The following is a 20,801-nucleotide window of genomic DNA, read 5'->3' on the forward strand; positions in this document are numbered from 1 at the left end:
AGCGCTTAGAAAATAGCTCGTTTCAATCATCTTAAATGCGATCACTAGCCCAACGCGTCGGTATGATTAATACCGATCAAAGATTGAAAATGCTGGATCAAACCGTTATTATGAGATAAAGATTAGAATAATTATCTTTTTTTAACGATAAATCGTTTATCCACTCGTTTCACTCAATTTTCAGTACGTAATCTAAACCATTTCGACGCGTTCAATTCGAAATTTCAAGGGAGATAAGTTAATGACAAGTGAGAAGCACCTATATGCAATTCCCACCAATCGGGACGCTAGTAAGAGTATCAAAAGTTTGGCCAATGATATTGCAGTCGCAATCGACGAGCACGTCTTACTACCAGAGCAACTGATATTCGTCCTGCTAGATTCAAGCACGCAAGCAAATTTCGACCGTAACCATGCCCAACTGAAAGCTTCATTTAAAGCACTGAAGATTACCTGCCTGCATATTCCAGTATCGGCCTTTGATGCGCTATTGAATCAAGTCTTAGACCCCAAATTGGCAGCGTTAGTCGTCGGCAGTGGGTTTTCATACGGTAAAATGGTCAATAAAATTTCGATCATTGCTCATCTGCTAGGGGCCCACTATATTCATCGGCGAGATTCAGACGTTTATCTACAAGCCAACAATACACAGATAACACCCCTCATCGCGGAGATGCGCGCGTTTAACGAAAATGACCAGTTCTTGCTAGTTGGTAGTAGTTATTTGGGCGCCTGGGGCATCGATTATTCAGATGTTGCGGACGACCTACCAACACTGCGAAAATTATTCTCACTATCAAAGCCTACCTATAGTCCAAGCCAATTAGACGATTATATTAATAATAAGTACGTCCAGGGTTCGACCGAGACCTTCCCAGGTAACTTAGCCTTCTCAGAACAAAAATCAAACTACATCGATGCTGGTAATTTTGCTTTAAAAGAAGTCTTTTTGAATATTCCAGTCTCCCCGGCCAACATCACTTCGGGTACCGACTATCTTTACCACACTTTAGTCGGGAAATCAGGCTGGCGGATGGTCTACCATAATGACCGCGTTGTTCATCAATATAACGAAAATCGCTATGACCAAATCGATCACCTGACTTATGGTCATTCAAAGCTACTGTCCAGATTAATGACTACCGTGACGAATAACGCCCTCACTGACGTCTCTCTTTCAGACGATTTTAATGACATGGCCCAACAGGTCGCAGCGGCCTATTTATCGACAGTCGATTTAGCCGAATTGTTAGCTAAGTTAAAAACAACGATTCAAAAATTTGTCGCGGTCTATGCTTCGATTGACTTACCGCACTATCAAGCCATCGCAACCAACGTCGCACAGCAACCCGACACTTATCTTGAGAAAACCATTACTGACGTCCATCACTTTATCGATTTGATTCAAAATTGGCCCGCTATCCTGAAAAACACGCAAGCACTTGAACTCGCGCCATTTTCAATCTCAGCAGATAACTCACGATAACGAGTACACAACTGACGCACGGTTTTTCCGCAAGCCTAGCCGATGATTCTGTTCTAAGCGGCCCCATTGTGGAACCTAACGTGATCGTCTTGAGCGTTTCTTGTCTAGATAGTTTCATGGCGTATCGGAACCTGCCGATACGCCTTTTTTATCTCAAAAAGCTGAGCAACGCGAACCAATTTTGATTCCCGCTACTCAGCTTTTCAGTTATCATCTATCGTTCATTATCCACTGGCCCATCCAGTTATCGTTATCTGACGGCACAGCCTTTATCGCGAAGCTGCGAGCGATTCAGTGGTTGCAGCTGTCGCGACCGGAATAAAATCGAATGAATCGTAATCAAACAGGCCGCGCGCCGTCAGCTTCAGCGTTGGAATCACGGGTAGTGTCAAAAATGAAAGCGTGATGAACGGATCAAAGCTGAGGGGTTGCTCACTGATGACTTCGTACGCTTGCTTGAGACCATCCAGTTGGGCCGCCGCGACTTGATAAGTGCTCGTGGATAGTAGGCCGCCGATTGCTAATGGCATCGTGGCTAAAACTTGGTGCTCATCACCGACCGCGATGCCGCCGTTATCCTGCGTAATCTGGGTGATGACACGCATGATAGCTTCATCCGAGGTCCCGACAGCAACGATATTATGTGCATCATGTGCCACAGTACCAGCAATCGCGCCGTGTTTCAGACCGAAGCCGTGCACCAAACCAACGCCGACTTTGCCAGTGTTATGATGGCGTTCGACAACTACCATCTTTAAGATATCCTGATCAATATCCGCTTCAAAGTTCTCAGTAGGTGCGACCGTCATCGTCAAGTGGTCCGTTTCGATATGGTTCGGCTGAACGCCAATCACATTTGCGGCGCCAGTGGTTAATGGCAATTTAAAATCAGCGAGTTGCGCGTGCTGCTGAACGTGGGTCGCCGTAAAGGTTAACGGTTGGGTCGCCGTCGTTTCAGTGACCCACTGGCCATTCTTCATCGTCTTAGCCACTTTTACAGCAGTCACATCGTCTAATACGACTAGGTCAGCAAGCTGTCCCGCTGACAACCGGCCGCGGTCCGTTAAGCGGTGAGCAACAGTGCCGTTATAGCTGGCCAGCGTGTACGCCAGTGCTGGTCGCATCCCACTTTGAATCGCCAAACGCACGTTGTAGTCGATCGACCCTTCCGTCATCAAATCACTGATGGTCTTGTCATCCGTACAGAATGCAAAACGGCCAGCGTTTGCTTCCGTGACCGCACCAATCGTCGCTAATACATCGCGTTCGACGGTCCCTTCACGCAAAAAGACGGTCATGCCAGCTTTGACGCGGTCGCGGGCCTCTTCAACGGTCATACATTCGTGGTCGGTATCCAGTCCGGCGTTGCGCATCACATTCAGTTGATGGGCATCCAGACCAGCCGCGTGCCCATCTGCATGGTAGCCCCGCGCGTACGCATCATGGATTTTGGCCATTGTATCTTCATCACCGCGGGCCACCGCACCGTAATCCATGACTTCGGCCAAACCGCGGACTTCTGGCTCTTGATATAGCGGCCGTAAATCAGCTGCGTGTAAGGTCGCCCCATTATCATCAAAAGGCACGCATGGCACGGATGACGGCAACATGAAGCACACGTCTAAGGGCGTCTGGCGAGCATCCGCAATCAAATATTCGATACCAGCAGTTCCAGCCACGTTTGCGAGTTCATGCGGATCCGTCACAATCGTCGTTACCCCGTGTTGTAGCAAGACTTTGCCTAACTCACTCGGCGCGACCATCGCGCTCTCCATATGCACGTGAGCGTCAATCATTCCTGGCACGATCCATTTGCCCCGCGCATCCACGTGTTCTAAAGCTTCATAAGGTTCGTCTTGCAAATTACTAATAATGCGGCCGTGGTCAATCCACAAGCTCGTCGCTTCAAATTCGCGCGTCTCAACGTTTAAGACCTGCGCACCTGTAATTACCATCTCAACAGTCTTTGTCATCGTATTCCTTCTCCTTACTCGCCCGTCTACGGAGAAAGCAAACGGGCCCACACGGCAAATTAAGCAGTGTGGACCCGTCGACTCAATTCGCTTATAGTCCAGTATTTACGGTACTGGGTAGAAACTCGCCATCCATATCATGGCATTATATAGGCAATTTGTTGTTTTAATAAATTGTCCTTTACTTTACCAGCCTTTCCACGTGCATGCAAGCCCTAATTTCAGTCCGGATAATCTGTGAAAACTAGTATAACCATTACGTTCCGGCAGTTGCTCAGAACAACTCTTCAAAAATTAGGTGACCTGTTGACCGGGTCCATTGATAAAGCAATGCCATGCTCAGTGGCTCCAAATAGCCTAGCCACGATTCGCGAGTCCAACGACCACAGCTGTCAGCGTCCCAACCAGTTTAGCCGGCAAATTCGCCAATTTTTTATGACATTTCTTGCTGACTATTGGTTCATTTACGTTTACAATAAAACTGACTTAACGGCCATCACTACTTTTGAGGAGCTGATAACTTTGATGATGATGAACAATCCGACGATGTTATCCTACATTCGTCGCGAACAACCCGTATTGGAACGACTATTGGCGAGTTATCCGAAGCAGATTACCGCGGCATTAGCGCACGCACCCAAGCACCCGCAACACTGGTTGATTTTGGCAACCGGGTCACGTTTGAATGCGGCCAATACCGCCCGACTTTACATGCAAAAAGTCGCAGGACTACAAGTCACGCTTGCGGCGGCAGACCTCTACGTGACTTATGAGGAAGCCGACCCCAGTGTTGACGTGGTAATTGGTGTCTCACTGACTGAAAATGACCCAACCATGCTGGAGGCCATCAACAAGGCCCGGGCAGCCAGCCACGCTCATACGATCATCATTACCGATCAGAAAAAATCAGCACTCACTGACATCGCCGACGCGACTTGTGATTTAATGACGGGCAAGGAGAGTGTGCCGTATATCACGTTGAACTTCCAAGCCATCGTCTTGACCTTAATGTTACTCACGGTTCGAAGCGCCGCACTCCAAGAACGACTGACCGAACTAGCAGTCAATCAAGAGCTCGACGAATTCAGCTTTCTCATTGAAAACATGAATCAAACCGTCCAGCGCGCTAACGACTTCTACCGCAAATTCACGATTGACTTCACGAACGCGCCCCAATTCACCGCAATCGGCGCCAACGTCCTCGCGGGTACGTTAGCTGAAATGCAAGCCAAGTTTACCGAAATCCTACGCGTTCCCGCCCATGGTTATTCACTCGCCTCATTTACCCACGGCGGTTTTATGGGCGTCCATGAAGACCATTGTCAGTTCTATATTGAAATCAACACTGATCCAGCCGTCATGGAACAGTTGCAAGCGGTTAAAACGTACGAATCTCGGCTGACCCCGCACATTTACACCATCAGCCTGACCGGTGAACAGCCCGCGGTCAACGATGACCAAACGCTCCTGCTCGACCCCGTCACCGACCCGTATAAAGCACCGCTGATGGCCATCATTCCATTCCAAGTACTCGCTTGGTTCATCGCCAAATCACGCGGCATCAACTTGAATCACTTAATGTATCAAGATTTTCAAAAAGCGATTAATTTACAGTAGACTCAGTTAATCAAGTCTACGTCAAAAACCAGCATCGAAATCAATCGATGCTGGTTTTTTGGTTGAAATAGTGTAACTTAGTTGGTCTACTGTTCGTCAGCCGATGTGCGCCCTAGTCCGACTTCCGGGGCTGGCTGACAACGCTGGAACAGGGCGGACATCGATTTGAACTCACGCAGAAACCCACTGCGCAATTTCAAATACGAGTCTTCTTCTAGCCCGGGAAACCCGCCCGGACAAGAAGAATTTCGCCCTTGAGCATTGTCAGCCAACCCCTCCAGTCGGGAAGCCGTTCGAATGGCGGATGAACGGCCACCTATTCTGGTACAATTGGCCACCGACCTATAGATACCTGGTCCTTCAGGCAAACTGTGAGTCAGGATCAGCAATTCCTAGGCATTGAGGTGATGGTTCATATTCAGTCTAACTCGAAAACTCAACTTGGCAGAGCTAGCAATTTGGCCACTCCTATAAAGACGAGCCCAACAATGGACAAATGAGTCATGAAGCAATGTCAACCAAAACAAATCTGACAGTTAGATTACAGACGTACTGCTTATTATGAATCAATGACCAGTCGTTCTAAAGTTGAGTCCGCACATGTCCGCCTTTCGAATACCATCCCGGCTGGAAGGTATTTCTGACAATGCTCAGTGGAAGACCAGTATTTAAGACGTGGTTTGTCGGCTTAAATCTGTGTCCACCACGTTCCAGCGTTGTCAGAAACGCCTGGAAGCCGACATAGGGCGCGGCTACAGCAGAAAGTTTACGGTAACTTGCACTGTTTCCAGTGAGTCTCAACTGGCCGATTTTGAACTTAAGAATTGACATGTTTCACGATCCAGAACAACTCACATAATGCATATTGGAAGCATTCAGCTCTTAGGCCTGTGCGGTCGTTGCATGTTCAGCCTTGACTTTTGAGCGTTGTTTCAAGTGTGCCATGCCAATGCCGGTGAACCCACTGATGACTGAAATGACTGGGCACAGTAAGCTGAAGAATACGAATGGTAGGTACTGAACCGTTGGTACGCCGAGAGTCGTCGTTAAGAAGACACCGCCGACACCCCAAGGTACTAAGTAGTTGATGACCGTACCACCATCTTCAAGTACTCGCCCGAGCGCGTTTCCTGATAGCCCACCGTCATTGAAGGCTTTGCGGAAGGCCCGTCCTGGCAAGATAATGGAGAGAAATTGTTCGCCAACAAAGACGTTGACCCCGATGCAAGTCAACACGCCTGCCAAAACGAGCTTGCCATCGCTATTCAAGTGTTTAGCAACGGGTGTCATAATCTGATTGATCAGGCCGAATTTGACCAGCAGACCACCTAGTGACAGTGTGACGACAATCAGCGCCACCATGCTCATCATGCTGACAATACCGCCCCGTGAAAGTAAGGTGTCGACACTCGTATTCCCCGTTTTAGAAACGAAGCCGGTGTTGATAATGGCCGTCAACTTCTTCATCGACATGCCAGGTTGTTCAAATAAAATGAGTCCCGCTGAGACGAAGATGCTCAGTAGCATGGTTGGAATGGCTGGCATTTTGAAGCCTGCACAGACGAACACTAAGACGATTGGTAATAAGGCTAAGGCTGAAATGCTGAAATGGCCATTCAATACGGCGACCGTTTGATTGATTTTGGCCAAACTCGTTCCGGTATTGCTATGGCCTAACATGGCAAACAACCCTAATGAGATCAAGCCTGCGGGTAACGTACTCCATAAAAGATGCTTGATGTGTGTGAACAAGTCGGTGTCGACCACGGCTGAAGCCAGGTTATTCGTTTCTGATAACGGTGAAAGCTTATCACCAAAGATACCACCACTAATGATGGCCCCGGCAACTAAAGCCGGGTTCAAATTCATGGTTACGCCCATCCCGAAGAAGGCGATGCCGACTGTCGAAGTGACCGTAAACGCACTGCCGACCGCCGCACCGACTAGGGTACAAACGATGAACACTGATGGCAGGAACCATTGAATATTAATAATCTTGAACCCAATCACCATCAATGTCGGAATCGTTCCCGCTGCGATCCAGGTAGAAATCATGGCACCAATCAAAATAAAGATAAAAATTGGCACGATCCCTTTATCGATCCCTTCCTTGATGCCGGCATTCACGGCTGACCAGGGAAAGCCCCGCAGCATTGCCCAGGCCGTGACGACGCCCATCGCCAATAGGACTGGGACTTGGGGTGAAAGTCCCCAGCCAATCACTCCGGCGCTCATAATGCCGAGGACAACTAATAAGACAATCACAGCTTCTAAGGTGCTAATTTGTGGTTCTGTCGTTTTATTCATAATTCAAGACTCCTTTGATTGCAATTTCAGTGACAAGCGATGTTAGTCATCAAAATTTCAATATCGTGCAATCCCACCACAGCGTTGATTAGTCATTATCCTCATCCTCTTCATTAAAAAAATCGTCCCCATTGTTCAATAGAACAACAGGGACGATTAGACTAGTCGTGGTACCACCCAGGTTGCGGATTACAAACACTTAATCCACCACTCACTAGAAGATAACGGTTCTAGTTATTATCCGTTCGTTCGAAACTCGGTTACCGTATTTCAAACATAGCTGCTGACCGGTTCGCAGCATCCACCGGCTTCCTGACACCCACAACTATGGCTACTTAATGTAACGTTTAACGTACTGTTATTAACTTACGGTTAACAATACCACCATTCATTTTAACCGTCAAGCAATCTTTTAATTTATTTTTAATCTGAATGATCCACTTTTATCACCTATCACTCCCGAGCGACTGCCCGTAAGCGTGCTTGATGGACCGTCGTGACCGTTCCGAATAGCAACGTCCAAACGATCGCCCCGACTGCCCCGATAATGTCGGCCTGAATGAAGAATAGACTTGCAAAAATCAGGACGAAAAAGGCAACCGTCAGTGGGCTGGTAATCCGGTACGCCGGCATTTTGAAGCCATCTTCCAGGTAATCATTAGATAGTCGGTACTTCCGATGCGCGACCATCGCTAACGTGTAGACGATCAGGTACATGTCACTAGAAATCCCAGTAACGATCGTAAAGACGGCCGTGGTCGCCGCACTCAAACTCATCACCGGCGTGACTAAGACCAATACGGCGGATAAAACGATGGCTGCGGCTGGTACACCACTTTTTGAAATCGTCCCGAACCACTGCCGCATCCGGCTAGTCGCTGGCATTTCAGTGGCAAGCTGGTAGAAATGACGCCCGGCTGAAAATAGACAACTATTTAGCGATGAGGCCGCCGAAGTCAACACAACAAAATTAATAATAGCCGCCGCAGCCGGATAACCAGCTAACTTGAAGACTTGGACAAATGGACTACTGTCTGGGGATAAAGAAGTCCATGGGATGATTCCCATGATGACGATCAACGCACCGATGTAAAATAATAAGATTCGCAATAACGTTTCATTGACCGCTTTTTTAATCACACGATGCGGATTCTTGGCTTCACCAATCGTAATGCTGACAAATTCGATTCCTTGAAAGGCGAAGAAGACCATCGGAAAGGCTGAAATGAAATTAGCCATGCCGTGTGGGAATAGCTGATAATTATGAAATAAATTGCCAATCGAGGCTTGGCCTAATGGCGTTGGGTGATGGCCGACCATCATGAAGATCCCAGTGACGATCAACGCCACGATGGCAACGATTTTGATCATCGCAAACCAGAACTCCGCTTCTCCGAATAGCCGTGCTGCAGTCAAATTGACAGCTGCCAGAATAAGTAAAAAGCTGATTTCAATCAGCCACGCCGGGACGTTGGGCAACCAAAACTTGACGTAGGTCGCGGTCGCCGTCAACTCAGCCATACAAACAAAAATCAGGCCAATCCAGTAAGTCCACCCCGTAAAATGACCGACGCTCGGGCCTAAATAGCGTGAGATAAACGCGACAAATGTATGTTGTGAAGGGTCTGCATAAAACATCTCTCCAATCGCACGCATCATCAAAAAGAAGAAAAAGCCTAATACTAAGTACACCCACATGACTGACGGACCCGTCTTCGAAATGGTGCTCCCTGATCCAAGAAATAATCCTGTCCCAATCGTGCCACCAATAGCAATCATCTGAACGTGCCGGTTACTAAGCGCCCGCACCGTTCCATCCGCGTTAGTTGTTTTCATAAGATCCCTCCACAAATTCTAATGGCTTTGTTGTTAAATCTTAATGTTCCGTCATTATAGCACGGGCCTCACTTTGACTTGGTTTGGATTTTTAAGGACTCCGACGCGAATTCGACGGGATAATGGCGGATTGACTTAATTTTATTAAGTTCGTCATCACTCAAAAAGCGCTATCATCGTTGTTATTCAGCGTCTAATCACTAATTTTCTCTTCTCTCCCACTTTTGAATCATCAAATACCAAAAAAACGCCCTAATTAGAATAATCTTCTAATCAGAGCGCCTTATCGACAGTCTATTGCTTAAGTGATATTACGCCGACCACAAAAATCGAATCATGCGTTGGGCCACATTCGGATTCTGATTGAGTGCACAGTGGGCGGCATCCGCACCACTGTAAAAGGCTTCGCGATATTGCGTAAGTTTGCCACGTAACAGGTAGCGAACGGCCCGTGCCGACGCGACACCCACAAAGCCATCGTTGTTATAGCCAGTATTCGTATCACCGTACACGTTCAAGAGTTTGACGTGCTGTGGAAAATTTTTGCGATATTTCAGCATCGTCGCAAAGTGTTTGGTAAACCGCGTTGGCTTAGTTGCCAGTTGGCGTGCCTGCGCCTCCGTTTGCGTATTCAGAAAACCCGTCAGGCCATCGAACGGTCCGGCGATCGTCACCACTTTATGTAACGTTGGCAGGCGTTTATCATGTCCATACTTCAACGCCTGGTTAATAATGTCATTGGCACCTAACGAATGACCGACCGCATTATACCCCGTAACCCCATACTTGGCTTTCAACTGGACCAGGACCTGGTGTAGCCAATAGATTTGTGCCTTTTGTGAGGCGTGATTATCTTGGAAAACGACTTGGACCATCGGATTCTTGATCGACCGCTGCCAGTACCCTTTGAACGCCATCACACCGTTCTTGTAAACATGCACGACGAGCGCTTTCTGGGCTGCACCAGTCTGTTCAGCTTTATGAATTAAATAATTCGTTGAATACGCACCGCCATTATAGCCATGCAGAAAAATCGTCGCCGTCTTCGATTGTTGATATTGTTGCTTAATTCCCCGGACAGAACGCGACGTCAATTGACTCGTTACCTTCGTGATCTTCGTGTCACTATTGCGCGCACCTAGCAAGACGATGGCCGCCACGATCACAAACGTCAGTAACAGCAACCGCGTCCCCGTTCGCATTTGCTTCACCAAATTTATCGTACCCTTCATTATGTTTAACATGTTTATTTTACGCGTTTGAACGCAAATGACAAACAATCGTTTCCAAACGGATCAACTATCGTACTTATTCATATTCTTTCAGCCCCAAGCTCGTTATAATGGAGGAAGTAGGTTAGCTGATTAACCTAATTAATCGCTTATCATTGACTGGAGGAAATCATGGAAAAACCAACATTTAAATATCCGGATAAGGCGGCGTATGAATTTGTCATCCTCGCCTTAGCTGCCAAGGACATCACGCCACTAGAAATCGCCAAGATCACGTATCGGTTACAATCCAAATACGTCCCAGACTTGACGGTGGCCGAATGTGAACAAGAAATCCACGAAGTTTTGCATAAACGGGAATTGCTCAACAACGCGATGGTCGCGCTCGAACTTGACCGCCTCGCTACAGAGGGACAACTCAACGAGCCACTACAATCAATCATCGCCAGTGACGCCGGCGTCTTCGGCGTTGACGAAGGCTTGGCACTCAACATGGCCAACATCTACGGCACGATTGGCGTGACCAATTATGGTTACGTTGATAAAGTCAAAGAAGGCGTGATCAAAAAGCTCGACACGGACAAATCTGGGGTCGTCAACACCTTCATCGACGATTTAGTCGGTTCAATTGCCGCCGCAGCCGCTGCCAAAATCGCCCACAAATACGCTTAACGCTTATTCGACATTTTACGCCCTAATTAAAGCCCCGCTACAAATCATGAATGACTTGTGGCATGGCTTTTGAGTTAGATTTAGCCATGATTGAAATTGTTCAAGGCGTTTGGGTCAAAAAACGGCCAGCTGAGACCCTGAAGTAGGAGCAAGATGAGCACATGCAGACGAGTATCAGGCCAATCATCAGCGCGTTTCAAATACGACATGGCATATCACACAGCTGCCAAAAGTAATGATGCTGGCCTAACTTAATTCGTCAATATAGTCTCGAAGATAGGTGGTGATGTCGTGGGGTTGGCGCCCGAGAACCTCGGCAGCGGTGGTGGTGACTGCTTTGGCGTTACCGAGTTGTGTAATGAGGTAGAGCATAACCATGACGTTGACGTAATCCTTCTTCAAGCCACGTTTCAACATTACCCGCCGGAATTTCAGTAAGCTGGGGCGGCTATAAGTCACGGAATGGCCAAAAATCGTGGTCATTTGCGCGGCGATTTCTTGATAAGTCAGTGCCGCGGGACCGGTGACCGTCAATTTTTGTTGTAGATACTGGTCATTAAGCAAGACGACGCCGGCAATTTCGCCAATATCACGCGTATCGATGAAGCTAGTCTTAGCACGACCGGCTGGAATAAACAAGTCGTGATTCTGCTGAATGTCTTCACGATGCGTCGTGTTCAGGTTTTGCATGAAAAAGCTGGGCCGAATGAACGTGTATGGCAGTCCCAGCTCGACAATCATTTTTTCAATCTGATGGTGGGGTGTCATCGGATTGTGTTCGACGCCCATCAATGAGACGAACACGACCTGCTTAATATGCTGGTCCTTTAAACAGGTTAAAAATGGCAACATGTCTTCTTTCGGCTTAGCTAACTGTGGTGGTCGAACAAAGAAGACCTTCTCGACATCTTGTAAAGCAGGCCGAAACGTCTCCGCGTTCAAAAAATCAAATGGTCGCAGCTCGACATCCGGATAGTCAGCTAATTGCCGTTGATCCTTGGCCACATTATGAGCACCTGCGACGACCGTGACCCCTGCTTGTTGATTCAAATATTGAATCAGCGGCAAGCCAATGTTGCCGGTACCACCAATCACTAGAATTTTCATTTGAACGTCTCCCCCTCCAATTTACGTAACAACTGTTGTAGCGTTTGTTGTTCGCTTGCTGTTAATGCCTGCAAACTTAGCGCTAACACCTCGTCACTCACCTGCTGACCTGCGTGTAACGCGACCGTCCCCTCAGACGTCAGTTGTAATAACTTCGCTCGCTGATCGTCTGGATTAGGATACTGTTCAATAAATTGCTTAGCCGTCAACCGCCGCACGATGCCAGACATCGTCGGCTTATCCATGTCGAGCTGCTGGCAAAGCTGGTTAGCCGTTGGCGCAGTCTCCGTTCGTTGTTGCCACAAGTCGATTTGTTGCATGACTGCCCACTGCTGAACCGTCAACCCTTGTGCGAGCAAACGCTGATTCAACTGATACCGCATCTGCTTCGCTAATTGCATGATCAAATATCCCGTATTATTCATTCGTCAGCCGTACCTCCATTTAGTTAGTATACTAACTAAATGGCTAGCACTTGTCAAATTTATGCAAAACATAAGCGCTTACCTGTTCACATCAGTTTTTTATGACAGATAAGCGCTTATTAAATTTATGAACTTCCCCAAAACGACGGCTACTCTTATGCCATCTGGTGTTGTGCCATTGCTTGCATCTTCAATACGCGTTGATCGCGTGGAATAAACATGCGAATCTCATCCTGGTTAAAACCGCATAACAAACGGTGATCGTCAAAAATAATAGGTCGCCGTAACAGTTGCGGCGTTTGGCTCAGCACGCGGACCGCCTCACTCAACGACATGTCCTCGATCGGCGTCGTCTTACTGAGTTGATGGTATGCATTAGATTTAGTACTAATGAGATCATCAATGCCATTATACGTATACTGTAGCAAGTGCTTGATTTCAGCTTCCGTTAACGGCTGCGCGTTCATATTCCGTTCATGAAACGGGATTCGATGCTCTAGTAGCCAGCGGTGGGCCTTGCGACAACTTGCGGTACTTGGTAACACACATAAGTTAATCATAATATTATCCCCAATCTTGCTTGCCTAACAATGCAGCCCCCATTATTGTGCACTGTAATAGTTGACGTCATTAATTAACAACATAATCATAGCAAAATTCACAGCTAATTGCTAGCGTTTTCAAGAAATAATTAAAATAATTTAATGTCCGCAGTTTATTATAAAACTTATATTAAGTTTACCCATACCAATATTTTAATTTTTGGTCGTCGTTGCCGGTAGCTTACCACTAGCAAGTAGGTATTCTTGGAGGACCACTGCTTGGTTGTGAGCCTCGTCCTTAGCACCGAACAATAAAATCACCGGTTGTTTCGCCAATTGTTCAGCCACTTGCCGAATAAAGTCGGGCGTAATTGGGTTGGCGTCCAGCTCTGCTCGATACTTTTTGACAAATTCAGGATACTTTTCCGGATCGTGATTGAACCACTTCCGCAATTCCGTTGACGGTCCGATTTCTTTGACCCAATCATCTAGTTGCGCGTTGACCTTCGAGATACCACGTGGCCATAGCCGGTCGACCAGCAGCCGATAACCATCCGTATCCACGGGTTTCGTATAGATTCGTTCTAACTTCAATTGCATCTTCATCCGCTCCTTTATAAGTCTCATCAACCACACTAATCTAAGCGTTTATCCGCCTTCATTATAACGTAGTTCGTTCGTTAATTAACCACCCAAAAATCAAACACTTACCAGCATAGACATGTATGTATTGTGCTAGTTATTCTTAGGCATTAAAACGTACCAATTCTTAAGTTCAAAGGCAGCCAGCTGAAACCCGCTGGGAACAGTGCGAGTTAGCGTAAACTTTCTGTTATAGCTGCGTCCTAGTCCGGCTTCCAGGCATTCTGGGCAATGGCCGGAACGTGGTGGACACAGATTTAAGCCGATAAATCACGTCTTAAATACTGGTCTTTCACTAACCAAGCACAAGACGCTTGCTAAGTGAAATTTCACCACTGGGCCTTGCCCAGAATACCTTCCAGCCGGGATCCTATTCGAAAGGCGGATGTGTGCGGACCCAATTTTAAATGAACTGGTCGTTGATACTTGGTATACAGCCATTTTGACATTCCGCTCTAAGACTGGCCAATTTCTAGGTCAACTTGTCATATTTCGATTCTACAAAGAATCACAATACTGAACGTTGTCTGGATTTGTCTAATCGTCTGAGCCGGCAAAGTCTGTATGTTAAACTCAAGGCAATTCTATCGACTAAATTCAAGGTTTGTCACCATTGTAATTAGTGAACAATCTTCACGCCATCTTACCAACATTTAAATGCTACAAATCAGTATAATGTTGGTTTGAAAGTTTGCTCAAAGGACCAGTCATCCAATGTTCAGTGGTCAATTGCACCCAGATAGGTGACCGTTCATCCGCCATTCGAGCGGGTTCCCGACTGGAGGGGCTGGCTGACAATGCTCAAGGGCGAAATTCTTCTTGTCCGGGCGGGTTTCCCGGGCTAGAAGAAGACTCGTATTTGAAATTGCGCAGTGGGTTTCTGCGTGAGTTCAAATCGATGACCGCCCTGTTCCAGCGTTGTCAGCTGGCCCCGGAAGTCGGACTAAGGCGCTCATCGGCTGACGAACAAGAATCCACCAACTGGCACGTTTTAATCATCTTTAATGCTTAAAAATAACCAGCACAACACGTACATGTATAACCTGACTCGGCTGACCCTAATAAAATCACGCAAAAAAATAGCGCTAAGAATTACCATGAATTCTTAGCGCAACTTTGTGGTGTTTCAGCTGTGGCTCTAGCCTTCACCAACGACAACTTCAACTTGACCCCGTTTGGGAACAAAATTAATGTTATAAATCGGTTCACGAAGGACTTTCTCATATTCTTCCAAAACATCTTGTGGTAGTGGCGTGTGTGCGGCCAATGCCTGCATGAGGTCATCGACAGAGTAGATATTTTCCATATCAATAAAAATCCGCATGTTCCCCACCACATCATTGAGTAGTTCGGTTAAAATCGCATTGGGCTTGCCATTGCCGTCCGTGACAACGACTTGGTTACTGTCAACTTCTTTATGGTCTATCTTGGTTAGCTTAACAATATCGAATACATTCAGCATGCGCGACCCTCCGTCACAATATTAATTTGGCTATATTCTACCACAACCATAGCATATCTGAGGGCTGAAAGGTATTTAATGTTTACGGAATCAATCACTCAAATACCGCGTAAAAATCTTCTCCTGGACCTTAGGCATCGGTAATTGCTGCCGTTCTGCAGTTGTCACCGCCTTGCCCGCAAAGTATGCTAAGTCACCTAACATAACTTCGCCACCCACCCCTTGGATCGTCCATTTTTGGTGGGTAAACGTATGGGTCACGGGGCGTTTGTCCAGATAGTGCGCCGTCAAAGTTAAGCGATACTCTTGTTTAAAATAGGTCTCGACTGCCGCAACTAAATCAGCCGGCTGATAATCCTCATCCAAGTCCAGCTCTTCAATGGGAATCAAGGGAACCGTCCATAGATTTGCTAACATGCCGTTGCTTGGCCGCTGCGTCATCAACCAGTGGTCTTGCATTTGAGCTAACACCGTGACGTAAGCGATTGGCTTGGGCCGAGGCTTCTTCGTCTTGACGGGATACGCCAACTCGTCACCATCCAAATACGCTTGATTGAATCGTTTGACGGGTGAATGCGCACTATCTGGCTGGCGGGCCGTCATGTAACTGGACCCTAAATCCATGATTGCCTGGTTAAAATCGCCTGGCCGGTCATGCGGTATAATCCGACTAATCACTTGCTCAAATAACGCACGGGTCTGCGGTTTGGCAATATCCGCGTCGATTTTTAATAAGCGGCTAAAGACACGGTACGCATTACCATCAACGGCCGGTACCGGCTCATTAAAAGCAATGCTGGCAATCGCGCCCGCCGTGTAGGGGCCAATCCCAATCAGGTCCGTCAACGTTGCCGCTGTATGTGGCCACTGCCCATCATAATCTGTCAGTAGCTGTTTAGCGCACCGTTGCATGTTCCGTACACGTGAGTAGTAACCGAGCCCTTCCCACGCCTTCAATAATTGGGATTCCGGAGTGGCTGCCAAATCGGCGATGGTCGGAAATAGGGCCATGAAACGCTGATAGTACGGGATCACCGTTTGGACTTGCGTCTGTTGTAGCATGATCTCCGATACCCAGACGTGATAGGGCTCATGGTCATGGCGCCACGGCAAGTCCCGGCCTTCTTCATCAAACCAAGCCAGTAGCGTTGTTTGAAAATCCTTAATGGTTGCTGCATCCCACTCAATCATTGCGTTCCTCCAAAAAAGGCCCGGTGCTTCGTCATCCGAAGTCCGCGGCCGTTATCGTTCTAAGTTATTAATCTAACGTATGTGCAAGGTCAACTAACGTCTTTTCATAATGGTCAGTGACACTTTCATCCTGAAAATCAGCGTTAAATACCGCTAATGTCAGATACTCTGGATATTTTAAAATCACGGTTGCTAATTGATTATTGATTTCTGGGTACTTGTCATCCTCGTTGTTCAAAATATCCAAACTAGCTTGGTAACAGACGTTCGCTAAAAATAAGTAATCAACAAAATAATTAAATCCCGGTTCGTTCTTTAATTCAAAATGCGCCTCAACATCCACCGTTTCCTTAATATTGGTTAAATACTTCGTTACGATTTCTTGATACTGACGCAACAACTCCGCCTTTGCTTCTGCATGTACCGCTGCCATAAGTTATCCCCACCTAATTTGATCTCTGTGAAGATTATAGCATACGACGTAATCCTTGCTGGATATTTGCAGCCAGTCCAGCTAATTGCTCATACTGCCATTGACGTTCAGCAGTAACTGCCGCTGCATTGTTCGGCTGTGTTAAATTAATCAACTTGATTGCTTGGTCGGAAGCTCGCAAGGCATTTTCATCCGCATCCGCAGATGCCACGGCCCACCGGACACAGTCCAATGCTGCCGCACCAATCGAGCTGGTCGTATTGGCAGCCAACTTCGAGAGACGGGCCAGTGCTTGCCGCACCTGATAGCCGCTCACTAAGTTCACTTGCCAGAGCTCATTGGCATCGATTGCCAACCGTAACTGCCGATCATATTTCTGTTGGTCATCAACATATTGCAAGGCCTTCTTGGCGATAATCAACGCCCATTTGGCCAATTGTTGTTGTGAGAGTTCACCAGTCAAAGCTTCGATTTGGGCCCGTATTCCAGGGTCATCGTCAATCTCAATCTTAGGGTGACTCGGTCTAAAACCTTCCGTCATCACGCATTCCTACTTTCTTACAAATCCGACAACAAAACGACACAACTATCGAAAAATGGTGTCACTTATTTCGATAGGATTAAATTGTACCAGAAATCCGCCGAAGATGTGAGTATCTGATTCCAGATTTCACAAAAAATTTACAAACTTTTGTAACCGTTTCATTATCCCTTATAGCAACGAAAAGAACGACCTACCGATAACTACCTGTCAGCCGTTCTGTGAAACGAATTATTGAATTTCAATGTGGTGCGTATCAGCAGCCGCTTTCTTCGGCAAGGTCAATTGTAAAACACCATTTTCATAACGTGCTTCGACCTTATCAACATCGACGTCTGGTAATGAGTACTGCCGACCGAACCGTCCCGTTTGACGTTCACTGGTAATGATATTACCATCCTTGTCGCTCTCATCACTGATACTGTCGCGTTTTACGGCAATTGATAATGTCCCATCACGATACTTCAAGGCAATATCTTGCTTATCGATCCCAGGAACATCAACTTTCATCATATATTGGTCATCAGTTTCCTTAATATCAGTCTTCAATACTGAGCCGTGGGAACCAACATTTAAGAATGAGCGGCCTAAGCCATTAACTAAATCATCCATCTTAGTCCAGTCATTCAACCGATCGAATAAATCATTGTGCCAATTCATCATTTCATTAGCCATTATGCAATCACCCTTTCAACTTGTTTACAGTTTTAATCATAAGCAGTTTCATCAAAATTGCAACAATTTAGCACTCTAACGCATCGAGTGCTAATCAGTCGACTCGATACGCTTGCATATCGACTGGAATCACACGGACCATTTTGTGCGGTGTGATCGTCATTGCCTGCGTGGTCGTTTTGCGCGGCCAACGGGATTGCGGCCGATCAGCCAACTCGATTCCAACGAGCATCCGAATTCGGTCCAGAATATCCGCGACCCCAAACGCATTGTCACCCTGATTGAACGAAGTCTGCAACATATTAATTGCCACGTGTAGGTGCTGATCATGGAAACTAAAGGTCACTGGCACAAACACCAACTCAGCAGGCGCCAGCTGCTCTTGTGCTAATGCGGCGTCCAATTGTGCCATGAATGTTGTAAATTGATCCATACACGTCACCCCCATCATTGATTAGGGCTATTATACTGCATGGACCGGGGAACAGCCATTGTTATGAAATCTGGATTGCAGCCAACTGCGACCGCGTTTGCGGGCTGTTATGACGCTGGCCGTTCTAACCCATGATTGCGGCACCAAGTCAAGCTGGACTGAGCATAGGCCCCTTCCCGAATCAGCACCGTAACTGATTTTGCGGCAAACAAAAAGAGCAGGACCTAAGTCCCACTCTTCACTGAAGAATAACGCTAATAATTAACTGTTAGATAACTTTTTAGCATCTTCATCGATCGTTTCGAAACCGGAAACGCCACTCTTCTTCTTTGGATGCTTTGCACGTTCTTCTTCGGCTTTTTGAATCATAGCCTTTTTTTGTTCCTTGCTAAGCTTTTGTGCCATGATTATCGCCTCTTTTATCTTGGACGGCGAAGACTAATCTTCGCTACATGTTCATTATAGGTCTAAATTCAAAAAGTGGCACAATTTTTATCCAACTTTTTTGAAACTGCTTACTTGCATTCTGTAATTATAAAGTTTACAGTTAAGTTGTTCAGGAGGGGATTACATGTCAAAAGTACTAATCTTAGGGGCAGCGGGCCAAATTGCCCGGCTAGCCGAACAACAATTACTGGCCGAAACCGACAATGAACTGACACTTTACTTACGTCATAGCGAGCGGGTCGCGGCCTTAAAATCGGAGCGGGTCACGATTATTGATGGTGACACCACTGACGAGTCCAAATTGACACAGGCCATGGCTGGTCAGGATGTCGTTTACGCAAACTTAGCTGGTCAAAATATCAAGCAACAAGCTGAAACGATTTTAGCTGCGATGCATACGACCGGTCTCAAACGGCTCATTTGGATCTCAACCTTAGGGATTTACGATGAAGTGCCGGGCAAGTTCGGGGAATGGAACAACGCCACCTTGGGCGATTACCTCACCCGCTATTACGCGGCCGCCGAAGTCTTGGAAAATTCCGACCTCGACTACACCATCATTCGGCCAGCCTGGTTAACGAATAAAGACGAGATTGATTACGAAACGACCCAGCGTCACGACGCCTTCAAGGGGACCGAGGTCTCACGCAAGAGTATTGCAGCGCTCGTGGTCAAGTTGATTCAAGACCCAACTAACAGTGTTCGCGCTTCATTAGGCGTCAACAAGCCGAATACTGATGGGGATAAACCAGCTTGGTATTGAGCTTAATGACTATCCAATTCGACGTGTGCGATTAATCAAATTAGCGAACACCGATTCAAAAAACTAAAGGACCTGCGAAGCCGTCATCAACCGGTCGCAGGTCCTTTAGTTTTAAGCTGCGTGCCGCAAAGTTAGTTAGATAAGCCGCCGCGCCATCTCCAAATAGCTAGTTAGCTGGAGCTGGGACCATCCAAGTGAATGTCAAATCCACTGGCGCACTAAAAGTACTAGTATTTAGAAATTTGTAGCCACCACAAGCGAACCACTAACATTGTTTTTATGAGAAAAATTAGAATATCTCAATAACAAACTGACGTCCATCGCCAATTAACTGACTAATATCAAGTCATATCGGCATCCACTTTCTCACACGTATCTCATTAAAAAATCAGCCGCTAAAGCGCGTCAAATCACGGGTCTTTACGATTGACGCCTGCCAATACCCGTGTTAAATTGTAGACTCAATTTGAAAATAACCGGCGATTAATGCGTCAGTTTTCAAGGAGGGTTTCATCGTGAATTTAACATGGTACGTTAAGCAATTTACTGGTCTAACCACGACCCAACTACATGATATTTACCAACTACGCGCTAAAACATTTGTTAAGGAACAGTCGCGGTCTTATCAGGATCCCGACGACACTGACTTGACGGCGCGCCACGTCTTTGCCTACGATCATGGTCGCTTAGTGGCTTACGCGCGCATCTATGAGCATGCGGGCATCGTCTCGTTTGGCCGCATCACAACTGACAGCGACTACCGGGGAACCGGCCTTGGCAAGCAACTGATGAACCACGTCATGGCCATTCTAAAAGTCCATTATCGCGATGCGACTATCGAAATCGACGCTCAGACCCAGGTGCGCAAGTTTTATGAAAAATTCGGGCTGATTGCTGAAGGCCAGCCTTACACGGACTTGGGCGCTGAGGTCATCAAGATGCACGCCCCCGCCAAAAAGCTGGTGTTGGCGTAGCACCGCACCCTTAATACTAACAATCAAAATGGCGAACCAATGA

20 protein-coding genes and 1 riboswitch are annotated in these 20,801 nt (G+C 46.9%); of the genes, 5 read left to right on the top strand and 15 right to left on the bottom strand.

Translation table 11 applies throughout. The features are described from left to right. Positions 1-241 precede the first annotated feature (241 nt). A complete protein-coding gene (locus MZO40_RS13395; RefSeq protein ID WP_252133334.1) occupies positions 242-1,486 on the top strand; it encodes a DUF6271 family protein in 1,245 nt (414 codons plus the stop codon). Between the two features lie 269 nt (positions 1,487-1,755). Here the strand turns inward: MZO40_RS13395 and ade are convergent, their stop codons facing one another. Continuing rightward, entirely contained in the window at positions 1,756-3,459 is a 1,704-nt protein-coding gene (gene ade / locus MZO40_RS13400) for an adenine deaminase (RefSeq protein ID WP_216681050.1), read from the bottom strand. A 74-nt stretch (positions 3,460-3,533) separates the two neighbouring features. After that, a riboswitch (purine riboswitch) is annotated at positions 3,534-3,632 on the bottom strand. 343 nt (positions 3,633-3,975) lie between these two features. On the opposite strand from ade, the gene MZO40_RS13405 reads away from it, so the two are divergent. Continuing rightward, the gene (locus MZO40_RS13405; RefSeq protein ID WP_309487046.1) at positions 3,976-5,076 is read left to right on the top strand and encodes an SIS domain-containing protein; all 1,101 of its coding nucleotides are present in this window, start codon (positions 3,976-3,978) and stop codon (positions 5,074-5,076) included. Positions 5,077-5,958: 882 nt separating this feature from the next. On the opposite strand, the gene nhaC is transcribed toward MZO40_RS13405, so the two are convergent. From nhaC to MZO40_RS13420, 3 genes are all read right to left on the bottom strand, one after another. Further along, positions 5,959-7,383 (bottom strand): Na+/H+ antiporter NhaC, encoded by a 1,425-nt coding sequence (gene nhaC / locus MZO40_RS13410; RefSeq protein WP_105960893.1) that lies wholly within the window; start codon positions 7,381-7,383, stop codon positions 5,959-5,961. A gap of 453 nt (positions 7,384-7,836) precedes the next feature. Then, on the bottom strand, positions 7,837-9,219 hold the full coding sequence (locus MZO40_RS13415; protein WP_252133336.1) for an amino acid permease: 1,383 nt from the start codon (positions 9,217-9,219) through the stop codon (positions 7,837-7,839). A 311-nt stretch (positions 9,220-9,530) separates the two neighbouring features. After that, on the bottom strand, positions 9,531-10,451 hold the full coding sequence (locus MZO40_RS13420) for an alpha/beta hydrolase (RefSeq protein WP_165861045.1): 921 nt from the start codon (positions 10,449-10,451) through the stop codon (positions 9,531-9,533). 171 nt (positions 10,452-10,622) lie between these two features. Between MZO40_RS13420 and MZO40_RS13425 the strand changes: the two genes are divergently transcribed. Next, complete coding sequence (locus MZO40_RS13425) at positions 10,623-11,123, top strand: phosphatidylglycerophosphatase A (RefSeq protein WP_105960892.1); 501 nt, start codon at positions 10,623-10,625, stop codon at positions 11,121-11,123. 246 nt (positions 11,124-11,369) lie between these two features. On the opposite strand, the gene MZO40_RS13430 is transcribed toward MZO40_RS13425, so the two are convergent. From MZO40_RS13430 to MZO40_RS13480, 11 genes are all read right to left on the bottom strand, one after another. Next, complete coding sequence (locus tag MZO40_RS13430; RefSeq protein WP_252133337.1) at positions 11,370-12,230, bottom strand: SDR family oxidoreductase; 861 nt, start codon at positions 12,228-12,230, stop codon at positions 11,370-11,372. Next, the gene (locus tag MZO40_RS13435) at positions 12,227-12,655 is read right to left on the bottom strand and encodes a MarR family winged helix-turn-helix transcriptional regulator (protein WP_105960890.1); all 429 of its coding nucleotides are present in this window, start codon (positions 12,653-12,655) and stop codon (positions 12,227-12,229) included. Before MZO40_RS13435 ends, MZO40_RS13430 begins: the two co-directional genes overlap by 4 nt. A 155-nt stretch (positions 12,656-12,810) precedes the next feature. Continuing rightward, on the bottom strand, positions 12,811-13,215 hold the full coding sequence (locus MZO40_RS13440) for a Spx/MgsR family RNA polymerase-binding regulatory protein (protein WP_003639938.1): 405 nt from the start codon (positions 13,213-13,215) through the stop codon (positions 12,811-12,813). A gap of 195 nt (positions 13,216-13,410) precedes the next feature. After that, positions 13,411-13,797: a DUF488 domain-containing protein gene (locus MZO40_RS13445; RefSeq protein ID WP_105960889.1), complete on the bottom strand. Its 387-nt coding sequence runs from the start codon at positions 13,795-13,797 to the stop codon at positions 13,411-13,413. 1,180 nt (positions 13,798-14,977) lie between these two features. Next, positions 14,978-15,301: a hypothetical protein gene (locus MZO40_RS13450; RefSeq protein WP_003639940.1), complete on the bottom strand. Its 324-nt coding sequence runs from the start codon at positions 15,299-15,301 to the stop codon at positions 14,978-14,980. 90 nt (positions 15,302-15,391) lie between these two features. Continuing rightward, positions 15,392-16,492, bottom strand: coding sequence for an A/G-specific adenine glycosylase (gene mutY, locus MZO40_RS13455; RefSeq protein ID WP_252133338.1), 1,101 nt, complete (start codon positions 16,490-16,492; stop codon positions 15,392-15,394). A gap of 67 nt (positions 16,493-16,559) precedes the next feature. Next, positions 16,560-16,925: a hypothetical protein gene (locus MZO40_RS13460; RefSeq protein ID WP_003639942.1), complete on the bottom strand. Its 366-nt coding sequence runs from the start codon at positions 16,923-16,925 to the stop codon at positions 16,560-16,562. Positions 16,926-16,959: 34 nt separating this feature from the next. Continuing rightward, positions 16,960-17,466: a putative immunity protein gene (locus tag MZO40_RS13465; protein ID WP_003639943.1), complete on the bottom strand. Its 507-nt coding sequence runs from the start codon at positions 17,464-17,466 to the stop codon at positions 16,960-16,962. 231 nt (positions 17,467-17,697) lie between these two features. Next, complete coding sequence (locus MZO40_RS13470) at positions 17,698-18,141, bottom strand: Hsp20/alpha crystallin family protein (protein WP_105961942.1); 444 nt, start codon at positions 18,139-18,141, stop codon at positions 17,698-17,700. Positions 18,142-18,235: 94 nt separating this feature from the next. Continuing rightward, the gene (locus MZO40_RS13475; RefSeq protein ID WP_225083458.1) at positions 18,236-18,574 is read right to left on the bottom strand and encodes a hypothetical protein; all 339 of its coding nucleotides are present in this window, start codon (positions 18,572-18,574) and stop codon (positions 18,236-18,238) included. A gap of 261 nt (positions 18,575-18,835) precedes the next feature. Continuing rightward, positions 18,836-18,979, bottom strand: a complete 144-nt coding sequence (locus MZO40_RS13480; protein ID WP_003639947.1) for a hypothetical protein — start codon at positions 18,977-18,979, stop codon at positions 18,836-18,838. A gap of 166 nt (positions 18,980-19,145) precedes the next feature. Here MZO40_RS13480 and MZO40_RS13485 point away from each other — a divergent pair, with 166 nt between their 5' ends. After that, the gene (locus MZO40_RS13485) at positions 19,146-19,784 is read left to right on the top strand and encodes an SDR family oxidoreductase (RefSeq protein WP_050338308.1); all 639 of its coding nucleotides are present in this window, start codon (positions 19,146-19,148) and stop codon (positions 19,782-19,784) included. Between the two features lie 515 nt (positions 19,785-20,299). Then, positions 20,300-20,758: a GNAT family N-acetyltransferase gene (locus tag MZO40_RS13490; RefSeq protein ID WP_050338307.1), complete on the top strand. Its 459-nt coding sequence runs from the start codon at positions 20,300-20,302 to the stop codon at positions 20,756-20,758. Positions 20,759-20,801 lie beyond the last annotated feature (43 nt).

Origin of the sequence: Lactiplantibacillus sp. B652 (genome assembly GCF_023806745.1) — a bacterium.
GTDB lineage: Bacteria > Bacillota > Bacilli > Lactobacillales > Lactobacillaceae > Lactiplantibacillus > Lactiplantibacillus pentosus.